21 protein-coding genes are annotated in these 22622 nt (G+C 68.2%); 12 read left to right on the top strand and 9 right to left on the bottom strand.

The window, feature by feature from the left end; genetic code table 11:
* From D187_RS44710 to D187_RS51340, 5 genes are all read right to left on the bottom strand, one after another.
* On the bottom strand, window positions 1-1413 hold the full coding sequence (locus tag D187_RS44710; protein WP_043434937.1) for a type VI secretion system contractile sheath large subunit: 1413 nt from the start codon (window positions 1411-1413) through the stop codon (window positions 1-3).
* A complete protein-coding gene (locus D187_RS44705) occupies window positions 1413-2486 on the bottom strand; it encodes a 3-deoxy-7-phosphoheptulonate synthase (RefSeq protein WP_002629957.1) in 1074 nt (357 codons plus the stop codon). The genes D187_RS44710 and D187_RS44705 overlap by 1 nt, the downstream gene beginning before the upstream one ends.
* 51 nt (window positions 2487-2537) lie before the next feature.
* Entirely contained in the window at window positions 2538-3554 is a 1017-nt protein-coding gene (gene mltG / locus D187_RS44700; RefSeq protein WP_002629956.1) for an endolytic transglycosylase MltG, read from the bottom strand.
* An 83-nt stretch (window positions 3555-3637) separates the two neighbouring features.
* Window positions 3638-4729, bottom strand: coding sequence for a DUF2891 domain-containing protein (locus D187_RS44695; protein ID WP_002629955.1), 1092 nt, complete (start codon window positions 4727-4729; stop codon window positions 3638-3640).
* A 9-nt stretch (window positions 4730-4738) separates the two neighbouring features.
* Window positions 4739-6607, bottom strand: coding sequence for an ATP-binding protein (locus D187_RS51340; protein ID WP_002629954.1), 1869 nt, complete (start codon window positions 6605-6607; stop codon window positions 4739-4741).
* A 64-nt stretch (window positions 6608-6671) separates the two neighbouring features.
* Here D187_RS51340 and D187_RS44685 point away from each other — a divergent pair, with 64 nt between their 5' ends.
* On the top strand, window positions 6672-7436 hold the full coding sequence (locus D187_RS44685; RefSeq protein WP_002629953.1) for a hypothetical protein: 765 nt from the start codon (window positions 6672-6674) through the stop codon (window positions 7434-7436).
* Window positions 7437-7510: 74 nt separating this feature from the next.
* The gene (locus D187_RS44680; protein ID WP_020918708.1) at window positions 7511-9286 is read left to right on the top strand and encodes an N-acetylmuramoyl-L-alanine amidase; all 1776 of its coding nucleotides are present in this window, start codon (window positions 7511-7513) and stop codon (window positions 9284-9286) included.
* Window positions 9287-9310: 24 nt separating this feature from the next.
* On the opposite strand, the gene D187_RS44675 is transcribed toward D187_RS44680, so the two are convergent.
* Entirely contained in the window at window positions 9311-10450 is a 1140-nt protein-coding gene (locus tag D187_RS44675) for a quercetin 2,3-dioxygenase (protein ID WP_002631365.1), read from the bottom strand.
* Between the two features lie 102 nt (window positions 10451-10552).
* Between D187_RS44675 and D187_RS44670 the strand changes: the two genes are divergently transcribed.
* The 5 genes from D187_RS44670 to D187_RS44655 all read left to right on the top strand — a co-directional run bounded on the left by D187_RS44670 (window position 10553) and on the right by D187_RS44655 (window position 15282).
* Window positions 10553-11452 carry a LysR substrate-binding domain-containing protein gene (locus tag D187_RS44670; RefSeq protein WP_002631364.1) on the top strand — a complete coding sequence of 300 codons (900 nt, stop codon included), beginning with the start codon at window positions 10553-10555 and terminating at the stop codon, window positions 11450-11452.
* Window positions 11453-11483: 31 nt separating this feature from the next.
* Window positions 11484-11612, top strand: a complete 129-nt coding sequence (locus D187_RS59045) for a hypothetical protein (protein WP_002631363.1) — start codon at window positions 11484-11486, stop codon at window positions 11610-11612.
* 113 nt (window positions 11613-11725) lie between these two features.
* Window positions 11726-12730 (top strand): zinc-dependent alcohol dehydrogenase family protein, encoded by a 1005-nt coding sequence (locus tag D187_RS44665; protein ID WP_002631362.1) that lies wholly within the window; start codon window positions 11726-11728, stop codon window positions 12728-12730.
* Between the two features lie 312 nt (window positions 12731-13042).
* Window positions 13043-14065 carry an aldo/keto reductase gene (locus tag D187_RS44660; protein WP_002631361.1) on the top strand — a complete coding sequence of 341 codons (1023 nt, stop codon included), beginning with the start codon at window positions 13043-13045 and terminating at the stop codon, window positions 14063-14065.
* 41 nt (window positions 14066-14106) lie between these two features.
* A complete protein-coding gene (locus tag D187_RS44655; RefSeq protein ID WP_043434841.1) occupies window positions 14107-15282 on the top strand; it encodes a GAF domain-containing sensor histidine kinase in 1176 nt (391 codons plus the stop codon).
* Between the two features lie 67 nt (window positions 15283-15349).
* On the opposite strand, the gene D187_RS44650 is transcribed toward D187_RS44655, so the two are convergent.
* Window positions 15350-16768, bottom strand: coding sequence for a glycoside hydrolase family 26 protein (locus tag D187_RS44650; protein ID WP_162159763.1), 1419 nt, complete (start codon window positions 16766-16768; stop codon window positions 15350-15352).
* A gap of 205 nt (window positions 16769-16973) precedes the next feature.
* On the bottom strand, window positions 16974-17546 hold the full coding sequence (locus D187_RS44645) for a TetR/AcrR family transcriptional regulator (protein ID WP_002631358.1): 573 nt from the start codon (window positions 17544-17546) through the stop codon (window positions 16974-16976).
* A 205-nt stretch (window positions 17547-17751) separates the two neighbouring features.
* Here D187_RS44645 and D187_RS44640 point away from each other — a divergent pair, with 205 nt between their 5' ends.
* From D187_RS44640 to D187_RS44625, 5 genes are all read left to right on the top strand, one after another.
* Window positions 17752-18780, top strand: coding sequence for an alcohol dehydrogenase (locus D187_RS44640; RefSeq protein WP_002631357.1), 1029 nt, complete (start codon window positions 17752-17754; stop codon window positions 18778-18780).
* 67 nt (window positions 18781-18847) lie between these two features.
* A complete protein-coding gene (locus D187_RS44635) occupies window positions 18848-19660 on the top strand; it encodes an alpha/beta fold hydrolase (RefSeq protein ID WP_002631356.1) in 813 nt (270 codons plus the stop codon).
* A 35-nt stretch (window positions 19661-19695) separates the two neighbouring features.
* Window positions 19696-19839: a hypothetical protein gene (locus D187_RS56105; protein ID WP_020918706.1), complete on the top strand. Its 144-nt coding sequence runs from the start codon at window positions 19696-19698 to the stop codon at window positions 19837-19839.
* Window positions 19840-19886: 47 nt separating this feature from the next.
* Complete coding sequence (locus D187_RS44630; RefSeq protein WP_043434840.1) at window positions 19887-21182, top strand: AHH domain-containing protein; 1296 nt, start codon at window positions 19887-19889, stop codon at window positions 21180-21182.
* Between the two features lie 4 nt (window positions 21183-21186).
* Window positions 21187-21759, top strand: a complete 573-nt coding sequence (locus tag D187_RS44625; RefSeq protein ID WP_002631353.1) for an imm11 family protein — start codon at window positions 21187-21189, stop codon at window positions 21757-21759.
* Window positions 21760-21832: 73 nt separating this feature from the next.
* On the opposite strand, the gene D187_RS51335 is transcribed toward D187_RS44625, so the two are convergent.
* A complete protein-coding gene (locus D187_RS51335) occupies window positions 21833-22594 on the bottom strand; it encodes a hypothetical protein (protein WP_051256814.1) in 762 nt (253 codons plus the stop codon).
* Window positions 22595-22622: the final 28 nt, after the last annotated feature.

Below are 22622 nucleotides of genomic sequence, written 5' to 3'. Positions count from 1 at the left end.
TCAACCGCGCAAGGGCAGGGTGAGCTCGAGCTCGAGGCGGGTGCCGGCCAGCTCCGGAGGAAGCGCGGCGCGCACGTGCAGGCCCCGCTCGCCCCGGCCCAGGGACACCACCTGCCCGTGCAGCTCGCAGCGGCGGCCCGGGCCCGCGGGAAGGAACGCGCTCGCCGCGCGAGCACACACCTCGGAGATGGCTTGGGGACTGGCCTGGGGGGGCAGCCGTTCGATCAGCTCCTGCGCGAGGCGGACGATGCGGCCGGTGAGCAGTTGCGCGGGCAGGGGCGCCGCGTCCCGGCCGCCATACACGGTGGGCGCCGCCGCCAGGTTCACGTCCCACGAGTCCCACCACCCACTCACCCCCGCGAGGCCCCGCGAGGCCAGCCGCTGCTGCTCCCGAAGGGAGAGACACGCCTCGGTCGCCACCGGGCCCCGTCCCTCCTGGGGCCGCCACACGGCGGGCGCACGCACCGGGCTGCCCGGACCCACGAGCCGCGCGAAGGTGTGCGTGTCGCGGAAGCTCGCCGCCAGCAGCGCCGCCACGCCCAGCACGGGACTGGCGAGGCATTCGCCGCGCACCTCTCCGTGCCGCTCGGCGCGCATCACCACCGGGTTGAGCGCGGCGCACAGCCAGCGCGAGGACTCCTCGGCGCGCAGCCGGTTCCACGCGTCCGGGGGACGGAAGTCCTGGGCGCCCGCGAGCGTGGCTCCGCCCAGGGACGCGGGGGCCGCCATGACGAGGGGCAGCCAGGCCTGCTCTCCCAGGGCGGCGAGCCTCCCCGGAGTGGCGGGATCCTCGCCCACGTCCAGCAGGAAGCAGGCATCGGGACGCTGGAGCGCGGGCCCCTCGAGGCTCGCGGCGAGGGTGTCCACGAGCGCCTCGGGCCCGACGTCGAGCACCTCGAGCTCCATGCCCGCGGAAGCGGGGCACTGCGTCCACAACCAGTGCAGCCCGCGCCAGGCGGACTCCAGCCGGGCCACGAGCGGATGCTGGAGCAGCTCCCGGGCGGTGGTGAACAGGGCCTCCTCGACGAGGGCGAGCGAGGCGGCTCGGGAGGAGCGGGCGCGCGCGAGGGCCTCGGTCAGGCGGCCCTCGCCCAGCGAGGCCCGGAGCTGGGCGGAGTCCTCGGGCGCGAGGGGGCGTGAGCCCGAGATCGCCTCACGCAGGGCGCTCAGGGCGCGCAGCTCCGGCAGGGAGGTGATGAGCGCGGACATCCCGAAGGCGTCCAGCGAGCCGAAGGACAGCGTGTGGGTGCTCGTGTCGCCCGAGCCGATGCGATCCGGCACGGTGACGCGCAGGCCCGTGGTGGCCTGCCGGAGCTGCTCGGCGAAGGACTGCTCGGTGAGCGGGAAGCGCCGCCCCGTGGGCGAGGGGTGGAAGGCGCCGGCGACGAGCCAGCGCACGCGGGTCCCGGACATCACGCCGCGCGGCGCGTGGGGAGCACGCCGCGCAGGACTTCATGGGCCTGGCGCAGCATGGTCTCGGTGGTGCTCCAGTCCACGCACGCGTCCGTCACCGAGCAGCCATAGCGCAGCTTGGAGAGATCGGCGGGGATGGGCTGGTTGCCCGCCTCGAGGAAGCTCTCGATCATCAGGCCGACGATGGAGCGGTTGCCCTCACGCACCTGGTGCACCACGTCGCGCATGACGAGGGGCTGCAACTCGGGCTTCTTGCTGGAGTTGGCGTGCGAGCAGTCCACGACGACGTTGCACGGCAGCTTCGCCTTGGTGAGCGCCTGCTCGGCGAGGGTGATGGACACGGTGTCGTAGTTGGGCCGTCCGCCTCCGCCGCGCAGCACCAGGTGCCCGTGGGCATTGCCCCGGGTGCGGATGATGGCCGACACGCCGTTCTCGTTCAGCCCCAGGAAGCTGTGCGCGTGCGAGGCGGAGAGGATGCCGTTGACCGCCGACTCCAGCGAGCCGTCCGTGCCGTTCTTGAAGCCCACCGGCGTCGACAGGCCCGAGGCCATCTCCCGGTGGGTCTGCGACTCCACGGTGCGCGCGCCGATGGCCGTCCAGGACACCAGGTCGCCGTAGTACTGCGGCGCGATGGGATCGAGCGCCTCGGTGGCGGCGGGCAGCCCCAGCTCGGCCACGTCCTTCAGGAAGCGGCGGCCGCGCTCCATGCCTTCCTCGATGCGGAAGGAGTCGTCCATGCGCGGATCATTGATGAAGCCCTTCCAGCCCGTCGTGGTGCGCGGCTTCTCGAAGTACACCCGCATCACCACGCACAACGTCTCGCGCACCTCCGCGGAGAGGGCGAGCAGGCGGCGCGCGTAGTCCATTCCCGCCACGGGATCGTGGATGGAGCACGGCCCCACGATGACGAACAGGCGCGGATCCCTGCGCTCCAGGATGTCCACCAGGGCGCGGCGGCCAGCGAGGACGGACTCGGCCGCTCGCTCCGTCATCGGCACCCGCTCCTTGATCTCGGCGGGAGTGGCCATGCGGTCGATGCCGACGACATTGAGGTTTTCGGTGCGGGAGGTCATGGGCGGGTCGAGGAAGGGGGGGCCCTCGAATGTAACAGGGCCCGGGCGGCACTAGTACACGTTGTATTTGCGGCGCAGCGCTTCGTGCTCCTCGGCGTTGCGCGAGGGGTGCAGGCGCCGCTCGGAGTCGTGCAGGTAGTACCAGAACTCGTTGGTCTGGGGGGCGAGCGCCGCCTGGAGCGACTCCACGGTGGGCGAGCCGATGGCGCCCGGCGGCAGGCCCTTGCGATGGCGCGTGTTCCAGGGGTCCGTCGTGTCGCGCAGCCGCTGGAGGAAGGCCTTGCGATCATTCCACTCGCTCAGGCTGTAGCGCGAGGTGGCATCCACCCCCAGGGGAAAGCCCTTGTCGATGCGCTTCCAGAGGATGCCCGACACGATGGTGCGCTGGGCGGGCACGGGCTCCTCGCGCTCGAGCATGGAGGCCATGACCACCACCTCGTGCAGGGTGCGCTTGCTGCGTGACAGCGCCTCGCGGTGGGGCAGGTAGAAGCGCTCGGCGAAGGTATCGAGCTGGCGCTGGATGAGCTCCTCCACGTTGAACGCCCCGGGCACGACGCCATACGTCTCCGGGTAGAGGTAGCCCTCGAGGGTGCCCTGGGGGAGCTGGAAGGGGGCCTTGTAGCGCTCGGGGTGGCTGGCGGCCTCCACGTAGGCCCCCGGGGTGATGAGCTTCGCGGCGGCGAGCGCGGCGTCGGTGTCGCGCAGGCGCCAGCCCTCGACGATGACGAAGGGCTTGTCCTCGGGCAGCGGGGCGGACTCGAGCGCGGCGGCGAGCTCCGCCATCGTCATGGACGGGCTCACCAGGTGCCGGCCCGCCTTGGGGGCGAACGCGCCGCGGCGGAAGAGGAACCAGCGCCACATCCGGCCGTCATTGATGAGCTTCGCCGAGACGAGCTGCGGCCCCAGGCCACGACCCGTGGTGCCCTTGGAGACGACGAACTCCACCGGAGGCGCCCCCGGTGGCGCCGCGGCCCGCTGCACTTCCCGTTGTACCCAGACCCAGGCGCCACCCGCCGCCACCACGCCGAGGAGGACGACCCCGAACAGGACCCATAGAAGACGCTTCATGTCCGCCCAGGTTAGCACCGCGCCGCGCCCCCAGGAGGGCGAAGCGCGCCCGCCGTGCCGCCGTCCGAGGGGCGGACAGGCGCTCAGGGTTGGAGCAGGCCCCTGCCGGTCACCAGGTACACCGCGAAGCTGCCCAGCCAGTGCCCCCCCTCATAATGGGCTCCCGTCACCGCGCGCAGTCCCGCCTCCCGGTGGCGCCTCGCCGTCTCCTCCAGGGAGCGGCGCCGTTTGTCCTGGGGGGGCAGGCCCGAGAGGATGCCTTCCAGCATCCACGCCCGGCTCAGGTTGAGGCCATCCAGGTGCGCGAGCTTTGGATCGCCCGGGTCCGTTACCACCGCCGGCTCCAGCCAGGACGCACTGGCCTTGGAGGGAATCTCCGGCAGGAAGCCGCTCAGCCAGGTGGCGAAGCGCGCCGGGGGCAGCACGCGCCGCATCAGGTCCGCCTCGGCCAGACAGGGGGAGAGGAAGTCATGTCCCGAGGGCTCATAGGCGAGCGGACCCCGGACATCCTTGCCGTAGAACGTCTCCACGCGCTCGGTGAGCAGCTTCACCATCGCCTCGTCCCCGGCGCGCCGGGCCCAATCCAGCACGAGCCCGAAGGCGAAGGCCGTCTGATCATGCTCGCCCACGCGGATGGGCCGCGACAGCTTGGGCAACCACTCGCGCAAGCGCCCGGCCGCGTGCGCCTCCAGGGGCTCGAGCGCGGTGGACCACGCGCGGGCCTGGGGCTCCTCCCACTCGCGCAGCTCCGCCGCCAGTTGCAGCAGCCAGGCGAGGCCATAGGGGCGCTCGAAGGACACCCGGCCCGGGGCGCTCAGATAGCGCACCTCCGCCGCGATGTTCTCGGGCGTCAGACTCCGGGCCACCGCCTCGCGGGCCCGCGCGGCGAAGGGCGCCTGGGGGTGGAGCCGCGCCAGACGCACGAGCAGCCAGTGCCCATGCACCGAGGAGTGCCAGTCGTAGCACCCGTAGAAGGCGGGGGTGAGCTCGCGCGGCGGGCGCGCGTCCGCGTCGCCGTTCATCACGTGGGCGATCTTGTTCGGGTACTCGCGATGGACACAGGCGAGCGCGAGCTCCGCGAAGCGCGCCGCGGCCTCCTCGCCGAAGTCCGGGGAAGCGGGAGCCTGGGTGTTGAGCGTGGTCACGAGGAGGGCCAGGAGGAAGGAAGACTGCATTCCGGCATTCTACCCCGGGCGCTCGCCCTGCATGGGCAGATCGATGGTGAAGGTGGCGCCCAGGCCCGGCCCCTCGCTCTCGCAGGACAGGGTGCCCGCCATCTCGATGGCGGCCAGGGCGCTGATGTGCAGGCCGAAGCCATGCCCGTCCTTCTTGGTGGTGAAGCCCTGGGTGAACATGCGCGTCAGGTGCTCCGGCGAGATGCCCTGCCCGTTGTCGATCACCTGGATCCTCAACCGATCATCGGGCAGCGCCGCCAGGCGGATGATGATGCGCTTGTCGTCCCGCTCGCTGTCGAGCAGCGCATGGCGGGCATTGCTGAGCAGGTTGAGCAGGATCTGCAGCAGCTTGTGCCGGTCGAGCAGGATGGGCGGCAGCGGCTCGTACTCGCGGCGGATGTCGATGCCCGAGCGCTGGAAGGACACGGCATGCAGCCGCAAGGCATCGTCGATGAGCTGGGACACCTTCACCAGCTCCACCGGCGCGGACACGCGCGCATGCTCCTGCTGCATGCCGATGATGGATTTGACGTGATCCAACGCGTCGGTGAGGGTGCGCTGCTCGGCCAGCAGGGCCTGCTGCTCCTCGATGAGCTGCCGCGAGAGGGCGAGCATGTAGGAAGGCAGCTGCTGCCCCCGGGGATCCTGCTCGAGGAACCTGCCCAGCGCCTCGCGGTGCGTGTGGATGAGCTCCGCGGCGCGCACCATGCTGCCCACGCGCGAGGCGCGGATGCGCTCGGTGACCAGGTGCACCGAGACGTTGATGCTGTTGAGGGTGTTGCCCACGTTGTGCAACAGCCCGGTGACCACCTCGGCCATGCCCGCCTGACGCGAGACATCCACCAGGGAGCGGTGCATCTCGGAGAGCTTGTGCTCGGCCTCGCGGCGCTCGGTGACGTCCCGGCCGAAGAGGGTCACGCCGATCGGCTGCCCCTGCTCGCCGAGGACGGGCTTGAAGGACAGCTCCAGCACCTTCGGCGGGCTGCCCTCGAGCGAGCCATCCTCGAGCCTCACGGACTGCCCTCGCAGCACCTGCTGGAGGATGTGCTCCACCTGCCGCTGGTTCTGGGCGTCGGGGGAGAGCAGGGGCTCGCCGGGGATCGCCTGCCATCCGTAGCGGCCACGGCAGTAGTCGCGCATCGCCGCGTTGGCGACGAGGATCCGGCCCTTCGTGTCCAGCGAGCACACCAGATCGTCGGTGTTCTCGATGAGCGTGCGCAGCTTGTACTCGCTCTCATGCAGCGTGCGCAGCATCTGCTCCCGGGAGAGGCGTGCCTGGTCCAGCGCGGAGGCGTGCATCCAGCTCACCGCCCAGATGCACAGCATGAAGACGGCGGCGGACACGTCCAATATCCATAACTGGACGAGATCCTGCCGGGGCATGTGCCCGAGCAGCGTGTAGCGCAGGGGGTGGAGCACGCCCAGAACCAGACAGACGGGGAGCGTGAGGAAGAATCCCAGGCGAGCGCCCACCAGATAGACGGACAACGCGGGCAGCAACATGGTCGCCGCGTGCGAGGCCGAGTAGGGCAGCTCCTGCGCGGTGCTGATGAACACGAGGGCCACGCCCAGTGCCGAACAGACCAGGAGCGCCGTCTTCTCGGGCGAGCACTGGCGGCGCAACCGCGCCAGCGCCAGCGTGGTCACCCCCAGGATGAGGAGCGCGAGCGGACCCTGCACCCACGGCTCGGGGCTCCAGGGCAGCGCCAGGAGGCTCAGGGCATTGAGCAACAGCAGACCGAGGGAGATGAGGATGAGCAGCCGGTAGCGGCCGAGATCCTCCGGGGCCGCCTGGCGCAAGGGCTCGGAGAGAAAGACGTCCAACCGACGGAGCAATCGTCCCCCTGGCGTCAGCCAGGAGTTCTCTACCCCGGGCATGTTCGCTCCACTCTCGGCCTCCGGTTTCATGTCGGTACGGGAAGGTCTGTATAGGATGCGGGCCATGCAACTCGCCATTCCTCAAGCGCCCCGGCGCGTTTCGCTCATCCGCGTCCCGGGTGCCCTCGCACGGCTCGGCCGGGTGTTGCTCGGGGGGCTCGCGCTGATGGCGGCCCTCGGGGCGGGTGCGGCGCTGCTCGGCCGCTTCGTCGTGGAAGAGCAGGGTTTCCTCGCGCGCGCCGAGCCGTTGGATGGTCAACTGGTCACCATGACCTTGCCCCCGCTTGACGAGCGGGACGGCGCCGAGGCACGCCTGGAGGTGCTCTATAATGTAGGGCCCGTGAGCTACTCGGCCAGTGGCGTGCGCGCGCGCGTCGAGGATGTCGAGGGCCTGGGCCGGGGCGCCCGTATTCCCCTGTTGGTGGATCCCCAGGTGCCAGACAAGCCCCGGGAGGAGCGCCACGTGCGTGCCCGGGCGCGGGCCCTCGGGCTGGTGCCCTGGGGCGTGCTGCTCGGAGCGCTCGGGGCCCTGGGCCTCTTCGCCTGGGAGCTCAAGCGCACCCTGCGCGCGGAGCTGGAGCCGCTGCGCAAGGGCATGTTGGTGTGGCTGACGCCGGACGCGGCCCTGCCCGAGTCCCGCCGGGAAGCCATCTTCCCCGCCACCTATTGGAAGCAGGACCAGAAGCACGCGGTGCGCGCGCGCCTGCGGGGCGGCCGCGCCCCGGTGCGCAACGGGGACAAGGTGCTGGCGGCGGTGCTGTCCTCCCTGCCCGGAGAGGCCCGGGTCATCGACGAGGAGCTGGCCCGGACCCTGGAGTGGGTGCGCTGAGGGGCGAAAAATTGCCGGGGGGGGAGGGCCATGACACACGTCTGTAGCCCTCGCCCTACCTGGAGGCCTCGTTCATGCGCTCTCACCTCGCTCCGCTCCTGGCCCTGCTGCTGCCGCTCTCCGCCCAGGCCAAGCGGGATCCCGCCGAGGTCGCCTACGAGGAGGCGCGCCGCTCCTATTACGTCCTCAAGGACGACGCCGCGCGGCGCAAGCTGCGCCACCACTGGCTCAACGTGGCCAGCAAGTTCGAGGCCGTCGCCAGCCACTACCCCAAGAGCGAACGCGCTCCGGACGCCCTCTACACCGCGGCCGAGCTGCTCAATTCGCTCAGCCGCCTCTCGTTCGTCGTGGAGGATCAGCAGGCGGCCATCGCCGACTACACCCGCGTGGTGGAGGCCCACTCGCGCCATCGGCTCGCGGACGACGCGGCGGTGACGCTCGCGCGCATCTACTTCGAGCGGATGGATCAGCCCGAGACCGCGCGCCGCATCATCACCAGCTTCCTGGCCAAACACTCCAAGGGAGACCGGATCGCGGAGCTCAAGTCGCTCCTGGCCTCGCTCCCCCCGCCGCCCAAGGCGGCTCCCGCTCCGGTTCCCGCTCGCAAGCCCGCGGAGCCGGCGCCTGCGCCCGTCGTGGCGTCCGCGCCCGAGCCCGTCAAGCCGGCCCCCACGCCGCAGCCGCCGGTCATCCGCGTCGATCTCAGCAAGCCCGCGGAGCCCGCCACCGCGCAGGCCTCGGCCACGACGGGCGGCGAGCGTCCCAGCTCGTCGCCGTTGCTCGACGCCATCAGCCAGCAGGCGCGGGAGGCGTCGGCCACGCCGTCGTCCCCGGCTCCGGTGGAGACCAAGACCGCCGAGACGAAGCCGGTGGAGCCGAAGGCCGTGGAGGTGAAGGTCGCCGAGACGAAGCCGGTGGAGCCGAAGGCCGTGGAGGTGAAGGTCGCCGAGACGAAGCCGGTGGAGCCCAAGCCCGTGGAGGTGAAGTTCGCCGATGCGAAGGCGTTGCCCGCGCCCAGGTCGGCCGAGCTGCTCGGGGCGAACAAGCCCGTCACCGCGGCGGTGGACGAGCACATGGCGCAGGCGCGACTCAAGGCCGCGGCGAAGGTGTCCAACGGCGCGGAGCTGACGCTGGCGGAGCAGCTCGGGTTGAAGGTACGCCGGGTGGTCATCGACGCGGGGCACGGCGGGCATGACACGGGCGCCATCAGCCGCAAGGGGCTGAAGGAGAAGGACGTGACGCTGGCCATCTCGCGCAAGCTCGCGCGGGAGCTGCGCGAGCGCGGCCTGGAGGTGCTGCTCACGCGTGACGAGGATCGCTACCTGAAGCTCGAGGAGCGCGCGCGCCTGGCCAACGACACCCGGGGCGATCTCTTCATCTCCATCCACTGCAACTCGGCGACCACGTCCAAGCTGCGCGGCATCGAGACCTATACGCTCAACACCTCGGCGGACCGCTACTCCATCCGCCTGGCGGCGCGCGAGAACGCCTCCTCGGAGAAGGGCATCAGCGACCTGCAGTTCATCCTCGCGGACCTGGCCACCAAGGCCAACACCGAGGAGTCCACGCGGCTGGCCAACCAGGTGCAGCGCAACCTGGTGAGCCACCTGTCGGCGAACTACTCGGGCGTGAAGAACCTGGGCACGAAGGAGGCGCTGTTCTACGTGCTGCTGGGCGCGAGGATGCCGGCCATCCTCGTGGAGACGTCCTTCCTGTCCCACCCCGAGGAGGAGAAGCGGCTGGCCTCCGAGGCGTACCAGGACGAGGTGGCCCAGGCCATCGCCCAGGGCGTGGAGGACTTCGTCGGGGGCCGCCGCCAGGTGGCCAAGGCGCCGTCGGCGGTGCCGTAGCGGCCGGCCCCCCGTGGGCCGCGCCTACTTCTTCGGCGCGGGCGACTCGACGAGCTTCAAATCCAGCTCATTGATCTTCGCGAGCACCCGATCGAAGCGGAAGGGCCCCGGCTTCTGGGGATAGACATACCCGTCGTACTTGTCGCCCAGGGTGCGGAAGAAGGACTCGAAGAGCCCCGGGGTCAGGAACCCGACGAAGCGCGTATAGGGGCTGTTGAGCTGGTAGGCGTGGATCGTGCGGGCGGGCACGTGGACGTAGTCGCCCGGATGCACCGTCAGCGTCTCACCGTTGGCCCGCATCGTCATGATGCCATCCAGGCAGAAGAAGTTCTCCGTGTGCTTCTCGTGGTAGTGCGCCGGGATCATCGGACCTGGAGGGCCCTCGGTCATGACGGCGATGAACCTGCCATCGCTGTTCTTCTGATCGCCGAGGAAGGTGAAGAGCTGATCCCCCGCGAGCATCCTCTGGCCCTCGCCGGCGGCGAGCACGTAGGGCACGTTCTTGTCGGGAATGGTGGCGTTCTGGACGCGCTGGGGCGTGCCCTTGGCGAGGGGCCTGGCGTCGAACCGGACGTCCGCGGTGGCCTCCGCCTTCTTCTTCAGGTCCGCCGCGATCGCGGGGTCCACCTTCTCCGGCTGGACATAGCCGGCGTAGGCCTGGCCGAGCGCCTTGTAGAGCGGCCCCACCTCTTTTCCGGTGGTCCAGGACAGCACCTGTGTCCGGTGGCTCCGCATCTTGAGGGCGTGCGGCGTCCCCGGGGGGATGCTGGCGTAGTCGCCCCGGTGCATGAGGTAGTGCCCATTGCCCAGCCAGACCTCGACCTCGCCGTCGAGCACCAGGAGGGCCTCGTGTGAACGGGCGTGGGTGTGCGGGGGGACGTTCGCGTCGCGCCCGCCCGTCAGGATGGCGGTCTCGAACATCTCTCCGGTGTCCTCTCCCCGGGCGATCAACGTCGCGACCAGCCCGCCCACCAGCCACCGCTCTCCCTCACCACTCCTGATGAAATAGGGCGCGAGCTGCCCGGGCAGCTTGCCTTGCGGCACGACCTTCTGGATGTCGGTGGCGCCGTTGTCCTGTGCGTGGGCGCTCCGCATGGGAACGGCGGTCATCATCAAGGCGCAGGTCAGCGTCCACGCGCTCGGCTTCAGCCAATGCGAGTTCATTCACGTCTCTCTTTCTGAGGCGGGTTCGACTCACAACATGCCGTGGCCGGATAAAGAGTTCCAATATATAGAAAGGGCTTCACTCATCACCGGGACTGATGAATGGAGCTGCGTCATCTTCGCTATTTCGTCACCGTGGCCGAGGAGCTTCACTTCGGCCGGGCCGCGCGGCGGCTGGGCATCGTGCAGCCCGCGCTGAGCATGCAGATCAAGTCACTGGAGGAGGAACTGGGCGTGCGGTTGTTGAACCGGACCCGGCGCACGGTCGAGCTCACCGAGGCGGGCAGGCTCTTCCTGGAGGAGGCACGCCGGACGCAGGAGCAGGCCGAGCGGGCGGCGCGGGTGGCGATCCGGGCGGGCCGGGGGGAACTCGGGCGCCTCGACGTCGGGTTCTCGTTCAACGCCGCGCTCTCGGGCGTCCTGGCCCGGGTGCTCAAGGCCTTCCGGCAGCGCGCGCCGGACATCGAGCTCGTGTTCCACGAGATGCACCCGAATGATCAGATCGCGGCGCTCATGGAACGGCGCCTCCACGTCGGCTTCATCACGGCCCCCTCGCACTCCATGCCCGCCGAGCTGATCACGGCGAGGGTGGGGGCCTGGCGGTTGATGGTGGCCCTTCCCGCCGATCACCCGCTGTCCAGACGAGACAGTGTTCCGGTGGAGCTGCTGATGAATGAGTCCTTGATCGACTATTCCAGTGCGAGGGCCGAGCTGGGCATTCCCACCATCGAGGGCATCACGGGCGTCGTCTCCCGCACCGCCTACCGCGGCACCAACATCATGGCGGGCCTCAATCTGGTGGCCGCGGGGTTCGGTGTCACCCTGGTGCCCGAGTCCATCGTGCGGATGAACATCGACATCGACGTCGCCTACCGTCCGCTCACCGGCGTGCGCGCGAGGATGGAGACGTCCATCGCCTACCGGCGAGACGAGCAATCTCCGGCCGTGCAACGTTTCGCCGAGGTCGTCCAGGCACTTCCCAGGACATTCACCAATGGGTAACGAAGCTCTAGGAGGAGTGGGGGAGACGCGCATGGCACGGTATTTCGAGCTGATGGACGACAAGCAGTCGACCTCGCGCTGGCCCCTCCTCGTCTCCGAGGACCTCAAGCAGGCCATGGATGCGGAGGGCATGACCGGCACACGATTCGTCGATGTGTGACGCGAGACATTCCTCCGAGGCTCAGCCTGGGAATAGGCGTACCGCGCATGAGGGATGTGCCCCTCTCGGGAATCGGCACGTACTATCTTCGGCCGCCAACAAGGGAGGACGGGATGCGCGCGATCAGGCTGAGGAAACCTGGTGGACTCGAACGGCTGGAGCTCGGAGGGGCGGAGCTGCCGCCAGTTCGCAAGGGTGAGATCAGGGTGCGGTTGCACGCCAGCTCAGTCAACTACCACGACTACTTCGTCGTGACTGGCAGGGGCCCGACGCCCGACGGGCGCATCCCGATGTCCGACGGCGCCGGCGACGTGGTCGAGGTGGGGGAGGAGGTCACCGAGTTCGCGCCCGGTGACCGGGTCGTCAGCACCTTCTTCCCGCGGTGGTTGGGCGGTGAGCCGACCCTCGAAAGCTTCTCCTCGGTGCCTGGCGACGCGGACGACGGCTATGCACGCGAGGAGGTGGTGGCGCCCGCGACCGCCTTCACCCGCGCGCCGGCCGGCTACAGCCACGCCGAGGCCGCGACGCTCACCTGCGCCGGGCTCACCGCCTGGCGCTCACTGTTCGTGGAGGCAACGCTCTTGCCCGGTGAGACCGTGCTCGTCCAAGGCACAGGCGGCGTGTCGATCTTCGCGCTGCAGTTCGCCAAGGCCGCCGGCGCGCGCGTCATCGCCACCTCGTCCTCCGACGAGAAGCTCGAGCGACTGACCGCACTGGGTGCGGACCATGTCATCAACTACAAACGAGACGAAGCCTGGGGCGCCACCGCGAAGCGTCTGACCGGCGGGCGCGGAGTCGACCATGTCGTCGAGATCGGCGGCGCCGGCACGCTCACGCAGTCGATCGTGGCCTGCCGCCTGCGCGGCCACATCGGGCTCATCGGCGTGTTGGCGGGCTTCGCCGGCGAGGTGCCGACGGCCGCCATCATGACGGGCAACGTGCGGATCAGCGGACTGACAGTTGGCTCGCGCGAGCAGCAGCTCGCGATGATCCGCGCCATCGAGGCGAACGGCATCAAGCCGGTGATCGACTCGAGCTTCCCGCTCGAAGGCATCGCCGACGCCTTCCGCCGCCAGGAGTCGGGTCGCCACTTCGGCAAGATCTGCCTCGAGTGGTGAGCTCAGCCCGGTGATATGCGCTCCGCGCATGACGACTGTGCCCCATATGCATTGGTCTTCTGACGGTCCCAGACTCATTGGTTGAAGTCCACCTGTGCGAGATGCGTCTCGGGCATGATGGAAGCGTCTCATATGCCTGGGACGCCTGGAATCATGCTCGGCATGCGGGTGCATCGCATCACCTCCCCAGGAGGGGATGGACGGCTCGCTGGCTCGGCGGCACTCCGCTCGGGGAAGCCACCGCGTTGGTCCTCGCGGGGGTGGGTGAGCACTCCATGGGGACTTCGATGCATCACCCAGAGGGAGTCAGACATGAACTACCGCATCCTTGGACGAACCGGAGTCCGTGTGAGTCCGTTGTGCCTCGGCGCGATGATGTTTGGTCAATGGGGCAACCCGGACCCTGCCGACAGCATCAAGATCATCCACCGGGCGCTCGACGCGGGGATCAACTTCATCGACACCGCGGATATCTATTCGCGGGGCGAGTCCGAGGAGATCGTCGGCAAGGCCCTGGCCGATGGTCGGCGTGACAAGGTGATCCTCGCCACCAAGTTCCATGCGTCCATGGGGGAAGATCCCAACCAGCAGGGCAACTCCCGCCGGTGGATCTTCCAGGAGGTCGAGGCCTCGCTGCGCCGCCTGCGGACGGATTGGATAGATCTCTATCAAGTGCATCGGCCCTCGGCGGACACCGACATCGAGGAGACGCTCGGGGCGCTGAGCGACCTGGTCACCCAGGGCAAGGTGCGCTACGTGGGCTCCTCCACGTTCCCGGCATCGCAGATCGTCGAGGCGCAATGGACCGCGCGCGAGCGGCGCCTCACGCGCTTCGTCTGCGAACAACCGCCGTATTCCCTGCTCGTGCGAGGCGTGGAGGCGGACATCCTGCCCACCTGCCAGCGCCACGGCATGGGCGTCATCCCCTGGAGTCCGCTCGCGGGCGGGTGGCTGTCGGGCAAGTGGCGCAAGGGCTCGGCGGCGCCCTCGACGCCACGCGCCGCTCGCATGCCAGCCCGCTATGATCTGTCGCAGCCCGCCAACCAGCGCAAGCTCGAGGCCGCCGATGCCCTGGGCCAGCTCGCCGACTCCGCGGGCATGTCCCTCGTCCACCTCGCCATCGCCTTCGTCATCCGGCATCCAGCGGTGACCTCGGCCATCATTGGACCTCGCACGATGGAGCAGTTGGAGTCGCAGCTCGGCGCCGCCGAGCTCATGCTGGACAGCGCGGTGCTGGATCGCATCGATGAGATCGTCACGCCGGGGACGAACATCCATCCGGCCGACGCGGGATGGGACAATCCGGCGCTCGCTCCGGCCGCTCGGCGACGGTGAGGCGGATTCGTGGTAGCGGGCTATCCTGCTGCGACTTACTCATGAGCCGGTCCATCCCATCCGATGTCGAGGCGGTCTCCCGCCTGGAAGCCGTTCCCACGATCCTGCGGGTCGTGACGGAGACGACCGGCCTGCGCTTCTCCCTCGTCGCGCGAGTCACCCAGGACACCTGGACCGCGTGCGCGGTGCACGATGAGCTCGCCTTCGGTTTGAAGGCGGGCGGTACCCTCGACGTCACGACCACGCTGTGCAGCGAGGTCCGCGACTCCCACACCCCCATCGTCATCAGCCACGTCAGCGAGGATCCCCACTACTGCACCCACCGCACCCCGAAGCTGTACGGCCTGGAGAGCTACATCGCGGTGCCGATCTACCTGAAGAACGGTGAGTACTTCGGCAACCTCTGCGCGATGGACTCGCGGCCCACCCCGCTCGGGGCGCCCAACATCCTGGCGATGATGAAGCTCTTCGCGGAGCTCATCGCGCTTCAGCTCGACGCCGAGGCACGCCAGGAGGCGACACGCGAACAGCTTCGGAGCGAGCAGGAGGCCGCCGAGCTGCGCGAGCAGTTCATCGCCGTGCTCGGCCACGATCTGCGCAATCCGCTCGCGTCCGTGGTCGTGGGCGCGGGCTCGCTGATGCGCGGTCCACTCTCCGAGCGGCAGGTCGACGTCGTCCGGCGGATCCGCGAGAGCTGCCGGCGCATGTCGAGGCTCGTCGACGACGTCATGGATTTCGCTCGGACGAGGTTGGGAGGAGGCATTGGCCTCGTCCTCTCGACCGTCGATGATCTGCCGGCCACGCTCCGGCACGTCGTCTCGGAACTGGAGAGCGCGCACCCGGCTCGGGTCATCCGGTTCACCGCCGACGGGGACTTCACGGGGGTGCGCTGTGATCGCGAGCGCATCGGACAGCTCCTGTCGAACCTGCTGGCGAACGCGCTCGAGCACGGCGACGCGAGTGAGCCGGTGGACGTGTCGCTGCGACGCGGGGCGGCCGGTGTGGTGCTGTCGGTCACCAACCGCGGCACGCCCATCCCGGCCGAGATGCTGCCGCTGCTCTTCCGCCCCTACTTCCGGGGGCCGGCGGGCCATCCTCGTACCGGCCTCGGGCTCGGGCTGTTCATCGTGTCGGAGATCGCCCGGGCCCATGGCGGAGTGCTCGAGGTGTCCTCGTCGAGGGAAGAGGGAACGGTCTTCACGCTCACGCTGAACTAGCCACGCCCGGGTCATCCCATACGGAGGGTCCGGGCGTGAGTGACGTCAGGGGACGCCGAGCAGCGGCTCAGAAGAGCTGCTGGTAGCGCGCCTTGGAGTTGGGCATGCGGGTGTTCGGGTAGAGGATCCACCGGCTGTTGTCCCTCTCCACGTTGAAGAGGACCTCGTAGAGGAGCTTGCCGGCGCCGGTGCCACCGTTGACCTTGAAGAAGTTGTACATCTGCTCGATGAACACGGGGGAGTCACCGTTGTCCGCGTTGCCGGACCACTCGGAGATGGACAGGGGCAGACCCACGCTCCTGGCGAACTCGAGGTGCCTGGCCAGACCCTTGGGAGCGCCGTAGCCGTCGGTCTGCTGGATGGCGTTGTTCCAGTCGGTGACCGTCGCGACATAGGGGTACTGGTTGTAGTAGTCGACGCCCATCACGTCCACGTACGCGGCACCGGGGAAGGTCTTGCGCCAGTCGATGCCCGAGCTCACGGACTCACGGTTGACGTTGAACACCAGTTTGGCGGCCGGGAAGATCTCCTTCTGCAGCGCGCGGTAGCGCTTCCAGGCGGTGATGAACGACGTCGCGTCGCTCGCGGTGACCTTCCAGGGGTACCAGTTGCCGTTCATCTCGTGGGCGAAGCGGATGTAGACCGTGCCGGGGCGGCTGCCCCACTTGTTCTTCAGCGTGGTGAGCGACTGGCGCCAACGCGTGTCGTAGGCGCCGCTGGCCGCCTTGGCCCACGTCTCGCCCGCGTCGAAGGCACCCACCGCGATGTCCAGGTTCTGCTGCCAGCTGCCGTACTCCCCGCCGGGATCGAGCTGCCAGAAGTTCGCGGCGTTGAGGTTGTTGTCGGACCACGTGGAGGCGATCTTCACCGGGGTGCCGCGCCAGATGCCGAACTCGCCCGAGGGCACGCCGGAACCCGCGGCGCCGGAGAGCCAGGAGCCCGAGGTGCCCGGGTCCGTGCCACCACCGCCAGCCGCCGCGACCGAGAAGGCGAACCCCGCGCCATCGAGCCAGGTGCTCGTGCTGTCTTCCCACGTTGGATAGACCTCCCAGGTGCCCAGCGGATCCGTCGAGGCGAGAACGCGCGTGGCCGTGAGGGTCACGCTCTCTCCCGGCTGGAGGGTGCGGTTGGTGATGCGCGGCGTCAGATCGTAGAAGGGGCCGTTCGCGTGCGTGCCGCCGGGCGCGCGCGAGGTGAGCACGATGTTCTTCGCGGTGACCGCGGTGGTGCCGCTGTTCTTGTAGGTAACGCTCGCGCTCAGCGTTTGACCGCGCTCCAGCGTGGCATCCACGACGGAGATTGACTGGGTGATGGTCAGGGCGCCGGCGAGCGTGCCCTCGACGGTGCCGCGGGAGTCGTCGGAGGACGCGGTCTGCTCGAGGGGTCCACCGCAGGCCGCGGAGAGGGCGAGCACCGCGGTGGCGGTCATGAGCCGGGGGAAGCGTTTGCGAGAGAAGAGAGGGGGCAGGGTGGCCGACAGCTTCATGGAGGACAGCTCCATATTGGGATGGGGTTGAAGTTCGCGGCCAACCCCAGGAGCAAACTCCAGACCAAGGCCAAAAACCCGGGAAACGCGAGAGCGCTCCCTCTGGGCGGGCCGGCTTCCACGCGGCCACTGTCCTGCGCGGAGAACAGGGCCTGTTCACTCGAGAGGACAGGTGCCCGTTCTCGCGCGCTTCAAGCCCCCCTGATCAGCGGAGGATGGAGCGGAACGTGACTTCGAGGAAGTCGTCCAGGGGCTCCCGGTTCTTGACGACCTTCATCCGCAGGACCGCTCCCTGCCAGGCATTCACCAGAAAGCGCGCGGTCCGCGCGGGCTCCAGTCCGCTCGCGAGCCGCCCGTCGCGCTGCGCCTCGCGCAAGGCCTTCTCCACGAGCTCGGTCCACTGATCCAGGGCGCGATCGACCGCCTCGCGAACGAGGGGCGCGCTGTGGGAAAGCTCGTTGCCCAGACTGCCGATCAAACAGCCGCGTTCGTAGTCATGGTGGACGAGGCGCGTCACCAGGAAGTCGACGTGGTCGCGCAGGCGCTGCACGGGGTCGCGCGTTTCGTCCATCAGGATGTCGAGGCCGACACTCTGGCCGTAGCGCTCGATCGCCTCGACCGCCATCGCCTCCTTGGACTTGAAGTGATTGTAGAAGGAGCCCTTGAGCGCGCCCGCCGACTCGACGATCTCCTGAACGCCGCAGGCGTTGTACCCAAGAAGGTGGAAGCGATCCAACGCCGCCTCCACGATCTTCTCCCGGATGCTGGGTCTTCCCACGTGTCCGCTCCCTCTGTGCTCGTTTCACTCTAGATAATGGGTGGCGGTCCGAACGGGCAATGCCATTGCCTCCCGGCCGCCACCCGGCCACTCCGGCGCTCCCCGCGCGACGAAAGAACGCCCATTCGCTTGACCGCTGTCCTCATGCCTCGTATTTATACGACCGGTCATATTAAGGCAATTCCCAGAGAGAGGAACGACGCATATGTCCGCAGCTACCTATCGAGCGGTTCAAGCCCTGGGCGGAGGCAGGTTGGAGCTCGTGGAGCGCCCGCTGCCCAAGCCGGGTCCCGGGCAGGTCCTCCTCACGGTCGAGGCCTGCGGCATCTGTCACACCGACGCGCTGACGGTCGAAGGCGGCTTCCCTGGCCTCGAGTATCCCCGGGTGCCAGGACACGAGGTGGTGGGCCGTATCGCGGCGGTGGGCGGGCAGGTCGCCGCGCGCTGGAAGGTGGGCCAGCGCGTGGGCGTGGGCTTTCTGTCCGGGCGCTGTGGAGAGTGTGAGTCCTGCCGCCGGGGCGACTTCGTCAATTGCGCCAGCCAGCCGATCACCGGCATCCATTTCGACGGCGGTTACGCCGAGGCGATGCTCGCCGATCAGCATGGCCTCGTCGCGATTCCCGAGGAGTTCAGCTCCGTCGACGCGGCGCCGCTGCTCTGCGCCGGCGTCACGACCTTCAATGCGTTGCGCAAGTCGCCGGCGCGGCAGGGCGAGCTGGTCGCGATCCAGGGCGTCGGCGGGCTTGGGCATCTCGGAATCCAGTTCGCCCGGCACATGGGCTATCGCACCGTGGCGATCGCGCGTGGCGCGGGCAAGGAGGCGATGGCGCGGGAACTGGGCGCCCACCACTACATCGACAGTGAGGCGCAAGCGCCGGCGAAGGCCCTCCAGGCGCTCGGAGGCGCGAGCGTCATCGTCGCCACCGCCGCCAGTCCGGCGAGCATGGGGCCCCTGCTGGGGGGGTTGAAGAGCCAGGGACGGCTGGTGATCGTCGGCGCGGGCGCGGAGCCGCTGCAGGTCCCCGTCACCGAGCTGCTGTTCGGCGAGCGTTCCATCTCGGGCAGCAACACCGGTTCTCCGGTCGAGGCCGAGGACATGCTGAACTTCAGCCTGCCGCGGGACATCCGCGCCCGGATCGAGACCCTGCCGCTGGAGCGGGCGGCGGAGGGCTACGCCAAGATGATGCGCAACGAAGCGCGCTTCCGCATGGTGCTGACCACCGGCGTCAAGTGAAGACAGACAAGTCCGTGACGGCGAATCGCCGGCGGATGAAACACAGCAATTCGACGGAGTAGACATCATGAGCCAGAATGGATTGCAGTTCACGGACACCCGCTTGGGTCGTCTGGCGTATCGCGTCGATGGACAGCGCGGCGGCGTTCCACTCGTTCTCTTGCAGCGTTTCCGGGGAACGCTCGATGACTGGGATCCGGCGTTCATCTCCGCGCTCGCGGCCCACCGGCAGGTGATCCGGTTCGACAACGCGGGCATAGGCGGCTCCAGCGGCCAGGTGCCGGACAGCGTCGAGGGGATGGCCGAGGTGGCGGCGGCGTTCATCGACGCGCTGGAGCTCACGAAGGTCGACCTGCTCGGCTGGTCGTTGGGAGGGATCGTCGCGCAGCAGGTCGCGCTCGACCGTCCCCAGCTCGTGCGCCGGCTCGTGATCGCGGGTTCCAGTCCGGGCGGGATCACGGACGGTCCGCAGGCGCACCCCCGGGTGCCCGAGGTCATGACCCGGCCCGTCAGCAGCGAGGAGGATTTCCTGTTCCTGTTCTTCACCGAGACGGACACGGGCCGCGCGGCGGGGAAGGCCTCTCTGGCCCGGCTGGGTGCCCTCCAGGACAAGGTGCCGGCCGTCACGAAGGAGTCCTTCCTGCGTCAGGTCAAGGCCCTGACTCAATGGAAGGGCACGCGCGCGCGCCTTGGGGAACTCAAGCTGCCGATCCTGGTGGCCAATGGCACCTCGGATGTCATGCTCCCCGCGTATCGCTCCTACGTCATCTCCCAGGAAGCGCCCAACGCGAAGCTGATTCTCTACCCCGACGCTGGCCATGGGTTCCTCTTCCAGGAGATCGAGGACTTCACCGGACAGGTCACTCGGTTCCTGGCCTGAGAATCCCCGCTTGGGGACGGGCCCGGACCTGAGCGATGGTGGCTCTGGCCCGGGCCCGGGAGTACCTGCGCGAGGCCTCTGCCCGCGTCGAGGCCTTCCACAGTGGCGGCGCTGCGGGCCTGTCCACCATCTGTCTGTTCGCCGCCATCGGCTCACCCGCCTCGGGGTTCGACTGCTAAAGTGGTGATGCCCCTGATGCGCGAGGGCACCTACCTCGAGGACAGCCATGAGAATTTGCGGAGTCGTTGTGCTGCTACTTCTCGCGTCAGGGTGTGTGACAACACGAATCGTGAACCTGGACATCGGGCAGAGTACGCCGCTCATCTACAAGCCTGTCGACACCGAACCTGTCAGGATTGATGAAGCGGAGTTCAAAACCGCTGTCTCGCGGCTCGTACTCGACACGAAGCTGAACGTTGGTCTTGAGGAACTCCAGCAAGACGACCGGCTCTCATTGCTTGCTTCCGCTGGAGACGAGGCGATCGTCGACGGTGCCAGGGGCCGCATCGTGCCCCCTTCGTGGATAAGCCAGCAGCAAAGCGAGCCTCACGGGAGCCCGGGCCTGCTGCTCGCGGATGAATTCAAGCTGGACCTCATGGAGCGGCGCATGATGGCGCTTTCCTTCGCCTTCGACACCATCTGGGATGGGATGAGGGATGCAGTAGGAGACGCGATGAATCCAGCCGCCTTGCGTGAAATGATTGTTTCGATGGTCGGGACCGCGCTTGTCATGCTCGTTGCGCCCGAGCCCATCACAAAACTCCTCGCGATTGGGTTGGTGTCATCCCTGATCGCGTATCTCGGTACAGGCCCCGTATGGAACCTTGGGCAGGGATTCCTGCGGCTCATGGAGGAAGCGAAAAACGCCCGGAACTCTTGGATGCTGAAGGATGCCGGGCACCGTTTTGGGAAGCTCCTCGGGGACAATGGAGCACGTATTCTGGTGATTGTCGCGTTGACCGCGCTCGGCGGCAAGAGCGCCATGGCTGCGCAGGGGCCCAAGATGCCGGGCTTTGCTCGAGCGGCGTTGAGGGCGCAAACAGAAGGTGGTTTCCAGCTGTCGGGAGCGTTGACGGGCGAGGTGCGATCGATCGCTCTATCCTCGGCGGCGGTGCTGAACATCGCCCTTGCGCCGACGGCCGTTGCGGCGGTTGCGCTGGGGCCCGGAAGCTCCATTCAGGGCGACCCCGAGGGTGACATCCACCACATCTGCACGGACAAGAATGAGGTTTCCGAGTTGACTGGTGGCCCTTGGACACCGATTTTCGAGCCGTATTTCGAGCAGGCGGGAATGAGCCTCAATGACACCGCGAACCTGGTGCGAATCAAGGGGCACAAGGGACCGCATCCGCGCGAGTACCATCAAGAGGTTCTCAGCCGCATCGATGAATCCATGGCGGGATGTCGAGGTGTCACTCAGTGTCGATCTGCTTTAGTTGAGGCACTGGTGGATATTGCCCGAGACCTCACGACCACAGGCACCAAACTGAGGAAGCTCATTACGAAGAGCCCCGGGGTATGAGGTCATGAAACAACGTTTTTTTAATCTGAGTATCGACGTTGATGCGCGGGAGCGCTGGTATTTGACCACGCCGACCACCGCGGATGGCCGGCAAGTAGATGATGTCTGGGCGTTCACCAGCGGAGATCGGATAGATCCTCCCGGAAGATTGCGCGTTCCGGTCTCACGCCCAGGCAGGCCGCTAGACTTCACTTCGGCGGGGGTGGGGCTCACGCCCATTCTCAGTGCGCAAGCCACATCGGTGTTCCGTGAGATGGCATCCAACGACGTCCAACTCTTTCCTGTGGATGTCGAGGGGCAGGCCGAGCCCTATTACCTCCTGGTCGTGGCGCGCACCGTCCGCTGCATCGATGATGCGGCCTGTGAAGAGGTGCGACTCTGGACGCCGGAAGATGGCCGACCCGAGAAGGTGGGGCGATACCGTGCCGTTTCCGGACTGCGCATCGACAAGTCGCGGGTGGGTGACGCGCGTGTGTTCCGGCTGTGGGGCTGGCACCCCGCGCTCATCGTTGACGGAGAGACCAAGGAGGCGCTGGAGCGTATCGGCATCTCAGGGGGGCGGTTCGACGAGGTCTGAATGAGACCTTCGGCTTGAGCCCGGTGTTTCCCTCTGATGAACCCCGGGCTCGTCTGGCCCGGGAGTATCCGGGTCAGGGCTGAACAGAGCGTGGCTCCGGAGTCTTTTCCTTGACTGGCATGTAGCACTTCCCCTGGTACTCGGCCGTGCTGGGCGGGCAGGGAGGAAGCTGCGCGTGCTGAACCCAGCACCCGCCTCGGATCTCCGTCTCTGTCACTGGGATACAGGGAGGCTTCTGCTGCCCTTTGAAGGGAGCGATTGGCATGGGGTACGCGATGACGGGGAAGGCGTTATCCCGCGCATCAATGAAGGCTAGAGGTTCTTCCATTGCCCCCCGCGTCCTTGAACCAGGTTCGTGACGCATCTGCGACTCTTGGAGAGGGTGTGTCCAGAGGAAGAGCAGAATTCCGGCCGCCAGGGCCAGTCCCGCCCCCGCGAGTCCCCAGTGCGTCACCCGGCGGCGACGTGCAAGGGGCGTGGACTTGTGGCTGAGGTGGGCCCGCGCCGCCTTTCGGTCCTCGATGCTCGCCGAGGCTCCCGCGAGTCGGATGAACATCAAGGTCAGTTCGTGGAGGGCTGAGTCCTCCACCTCAGAATCGTTTTGGACTTCCATGATGTGCGCAGACGGATGCGCGTAGCTCGTGACCCGAATGCTCCAGGCAAAGTGCGCGCCCCACGCCTCGTTCTCCGTTGGAAGCAGCACGAGCGCGGGCGCGCCCGTCTCGATGTGGTGGGCTTCGTAGATACGCCCTATCTCCGCTGGGATGTCCCGGTAGCAACTGCCGACTTGATAGGGCCCGATCCGGCCGCCCTTCCATTCAGGAGTATCTCTCATGTGTGCTCCTCATCTTTCGGCTCCTCCT

Source organism: Cystobacter fuscus DSM 2262 (assembly GCF_000335475.2).
Classification (GTDB): domain Bacteria; phylum Myxococcota; class Myxococcia; order Myxococcales; family Myxococcaceae; genus Cystobacter; species Cystobacter fuscus.
This window is presented reverse-complemented; position numbering and strand designations above follow the sequence as displayed.

Bases quoted from the DNA above. Each gene is read 5' to 3' on its own strand.
- D187_RS44710 (WP_043434937.1), bottom strand. From the start codon at position 1,413: ATGTCCGGGACCCGCGTGCGCTGGCTCGTCGCCGGCGCCTTCCACCCC.
- D187_RS44705 (WP_002629957.1), bottom strand. From the start codon at position 2,486: ATGACCTCCCGCACCGAAAACCTCAATGTCGTCGGCATCGACCGCATG.
- mltG (WP_002629956.1), bottom strand. From the start codon at position 3,554: ATGAAGCGTCTTCTATGGGTCCTGTTCGGGGTCGTCCTCCTCGGCGTG.
- D187_RS44695 (WP_002629955.1), bottom strand. From the start codon at position 4,729: ATGCAGTCTTCCTTCCTCCTGGCCCTCCTCGTGACCACGCTCAACACC.
- D187_RS51340 (WP_002629954.1), bottom strand. From the start codon at position 6,607: ATGCCCGGGGTAGAGAACTCCTGGCTGACGCCAGGGGGACGATTGCTC.
- D187_RS44685 (WP_002629953.1), top strand. From the start codon at position 6,672: ATGCAACTCGCCATTCCTCAAGCGCCCCGGCGCGTTTCGCTCATCCGC.
- D187_RS44680 (WP_020918708.1), top strand. From the start codon at position 7,511: ATGCGCTCTCACCTCGCTCCGCTCCTGGCCCTGCTGCTGCCGCTCTCC.
- D187_RS44675 (WP_002631365.1), bottom strand. From the start codon at position 10,450: ATGAACTCGCATTGGCTGAAGCCGAGCGCGTGGACGCTGACCTGCGCC.
- D187_RS44670 (WP_002631364.1), top strand. From the start codon at position 10,553: ATGGAGCTGCGTCATCTTCGCTATTTCGTCACCGTGGCCGAGGAGCTT.
- D187_RS59045 (WP_002631363.1), top strand. From the start codon at position 11,484: ATGGCACGGTATTTCGAGCTGATGGACGACAAGCAGTCGACCTCGCGC.
- D187_RS44665 (WP_002631362.1), top strand. From the start codon at position 11,726: ATGCGCGCGATCAGGCTGAGGAAACCTGGTGGACTCGAACGGCTGGAG.
- D187_RS44660 (WP_002631361.1), top strand. From the start codon at position 13,043: ATGAACTACCGCATCCTTGGACGAACCGGAGTCCGTGTGAGTCCGTTG.
- D187_RS44655 (WP_043434841.1), top strand. From the start codon at position 14,107: ATGAGCCGGTCCATCCCATCCGATGTCGAGGCGGTCTCCCGCCTGGAA.
- D187_RS44650 (WP_162159763.1), bottom strand. From the start codon at position 16,768: ATGAAGCTGTCGGCCACCCTGCCCCCTCTCTTCTCTCGCAAACGCTTC.
- D187_RS44640 (WP_002631357.1), top strand. From the start codon at position 17,752: ATGTCCGCAGCTACCTATCGAGCGGTTCAAGCCCTGGGCGGAGGCAGG.
- D187_RS44635 (WP_002631356.1), top strand. From the start codon at position 18,848: ATGAGCCAGAATGGATTGCAGTTCACGGACACCCGCTTGGGTCGTCTG.
- D187_RS56105 (WP_020918706.1), top strand. From the start codon at position 19,696: ATGGTGGCTCTGGCCCGGGCCCGGGAGTACCTGCGCGAGGCCTCTGCC.
- D187_RS44630 (WP_043434840.1), top strand. From the start codon at position 19,887: ATGAGAATTTGCGGAGTCGTTGTGCTGCTACTTCTCGCGTCAGGGTGT.
- D187_RS44625 (WP_002631353.1), top strand. From the start codon at position 21,187: ATGAAACAACGTTTTTTTAATCTGAGTATCGACGTTGATGCGCGGGAG.
- D187_RS51335 (WP_051256814.1), bottom strand. From the start codon at position 22,594: ATGAGAGATACTCCTGAATGGAAGGGCGGCCGGATCGGGCCCTATCAA.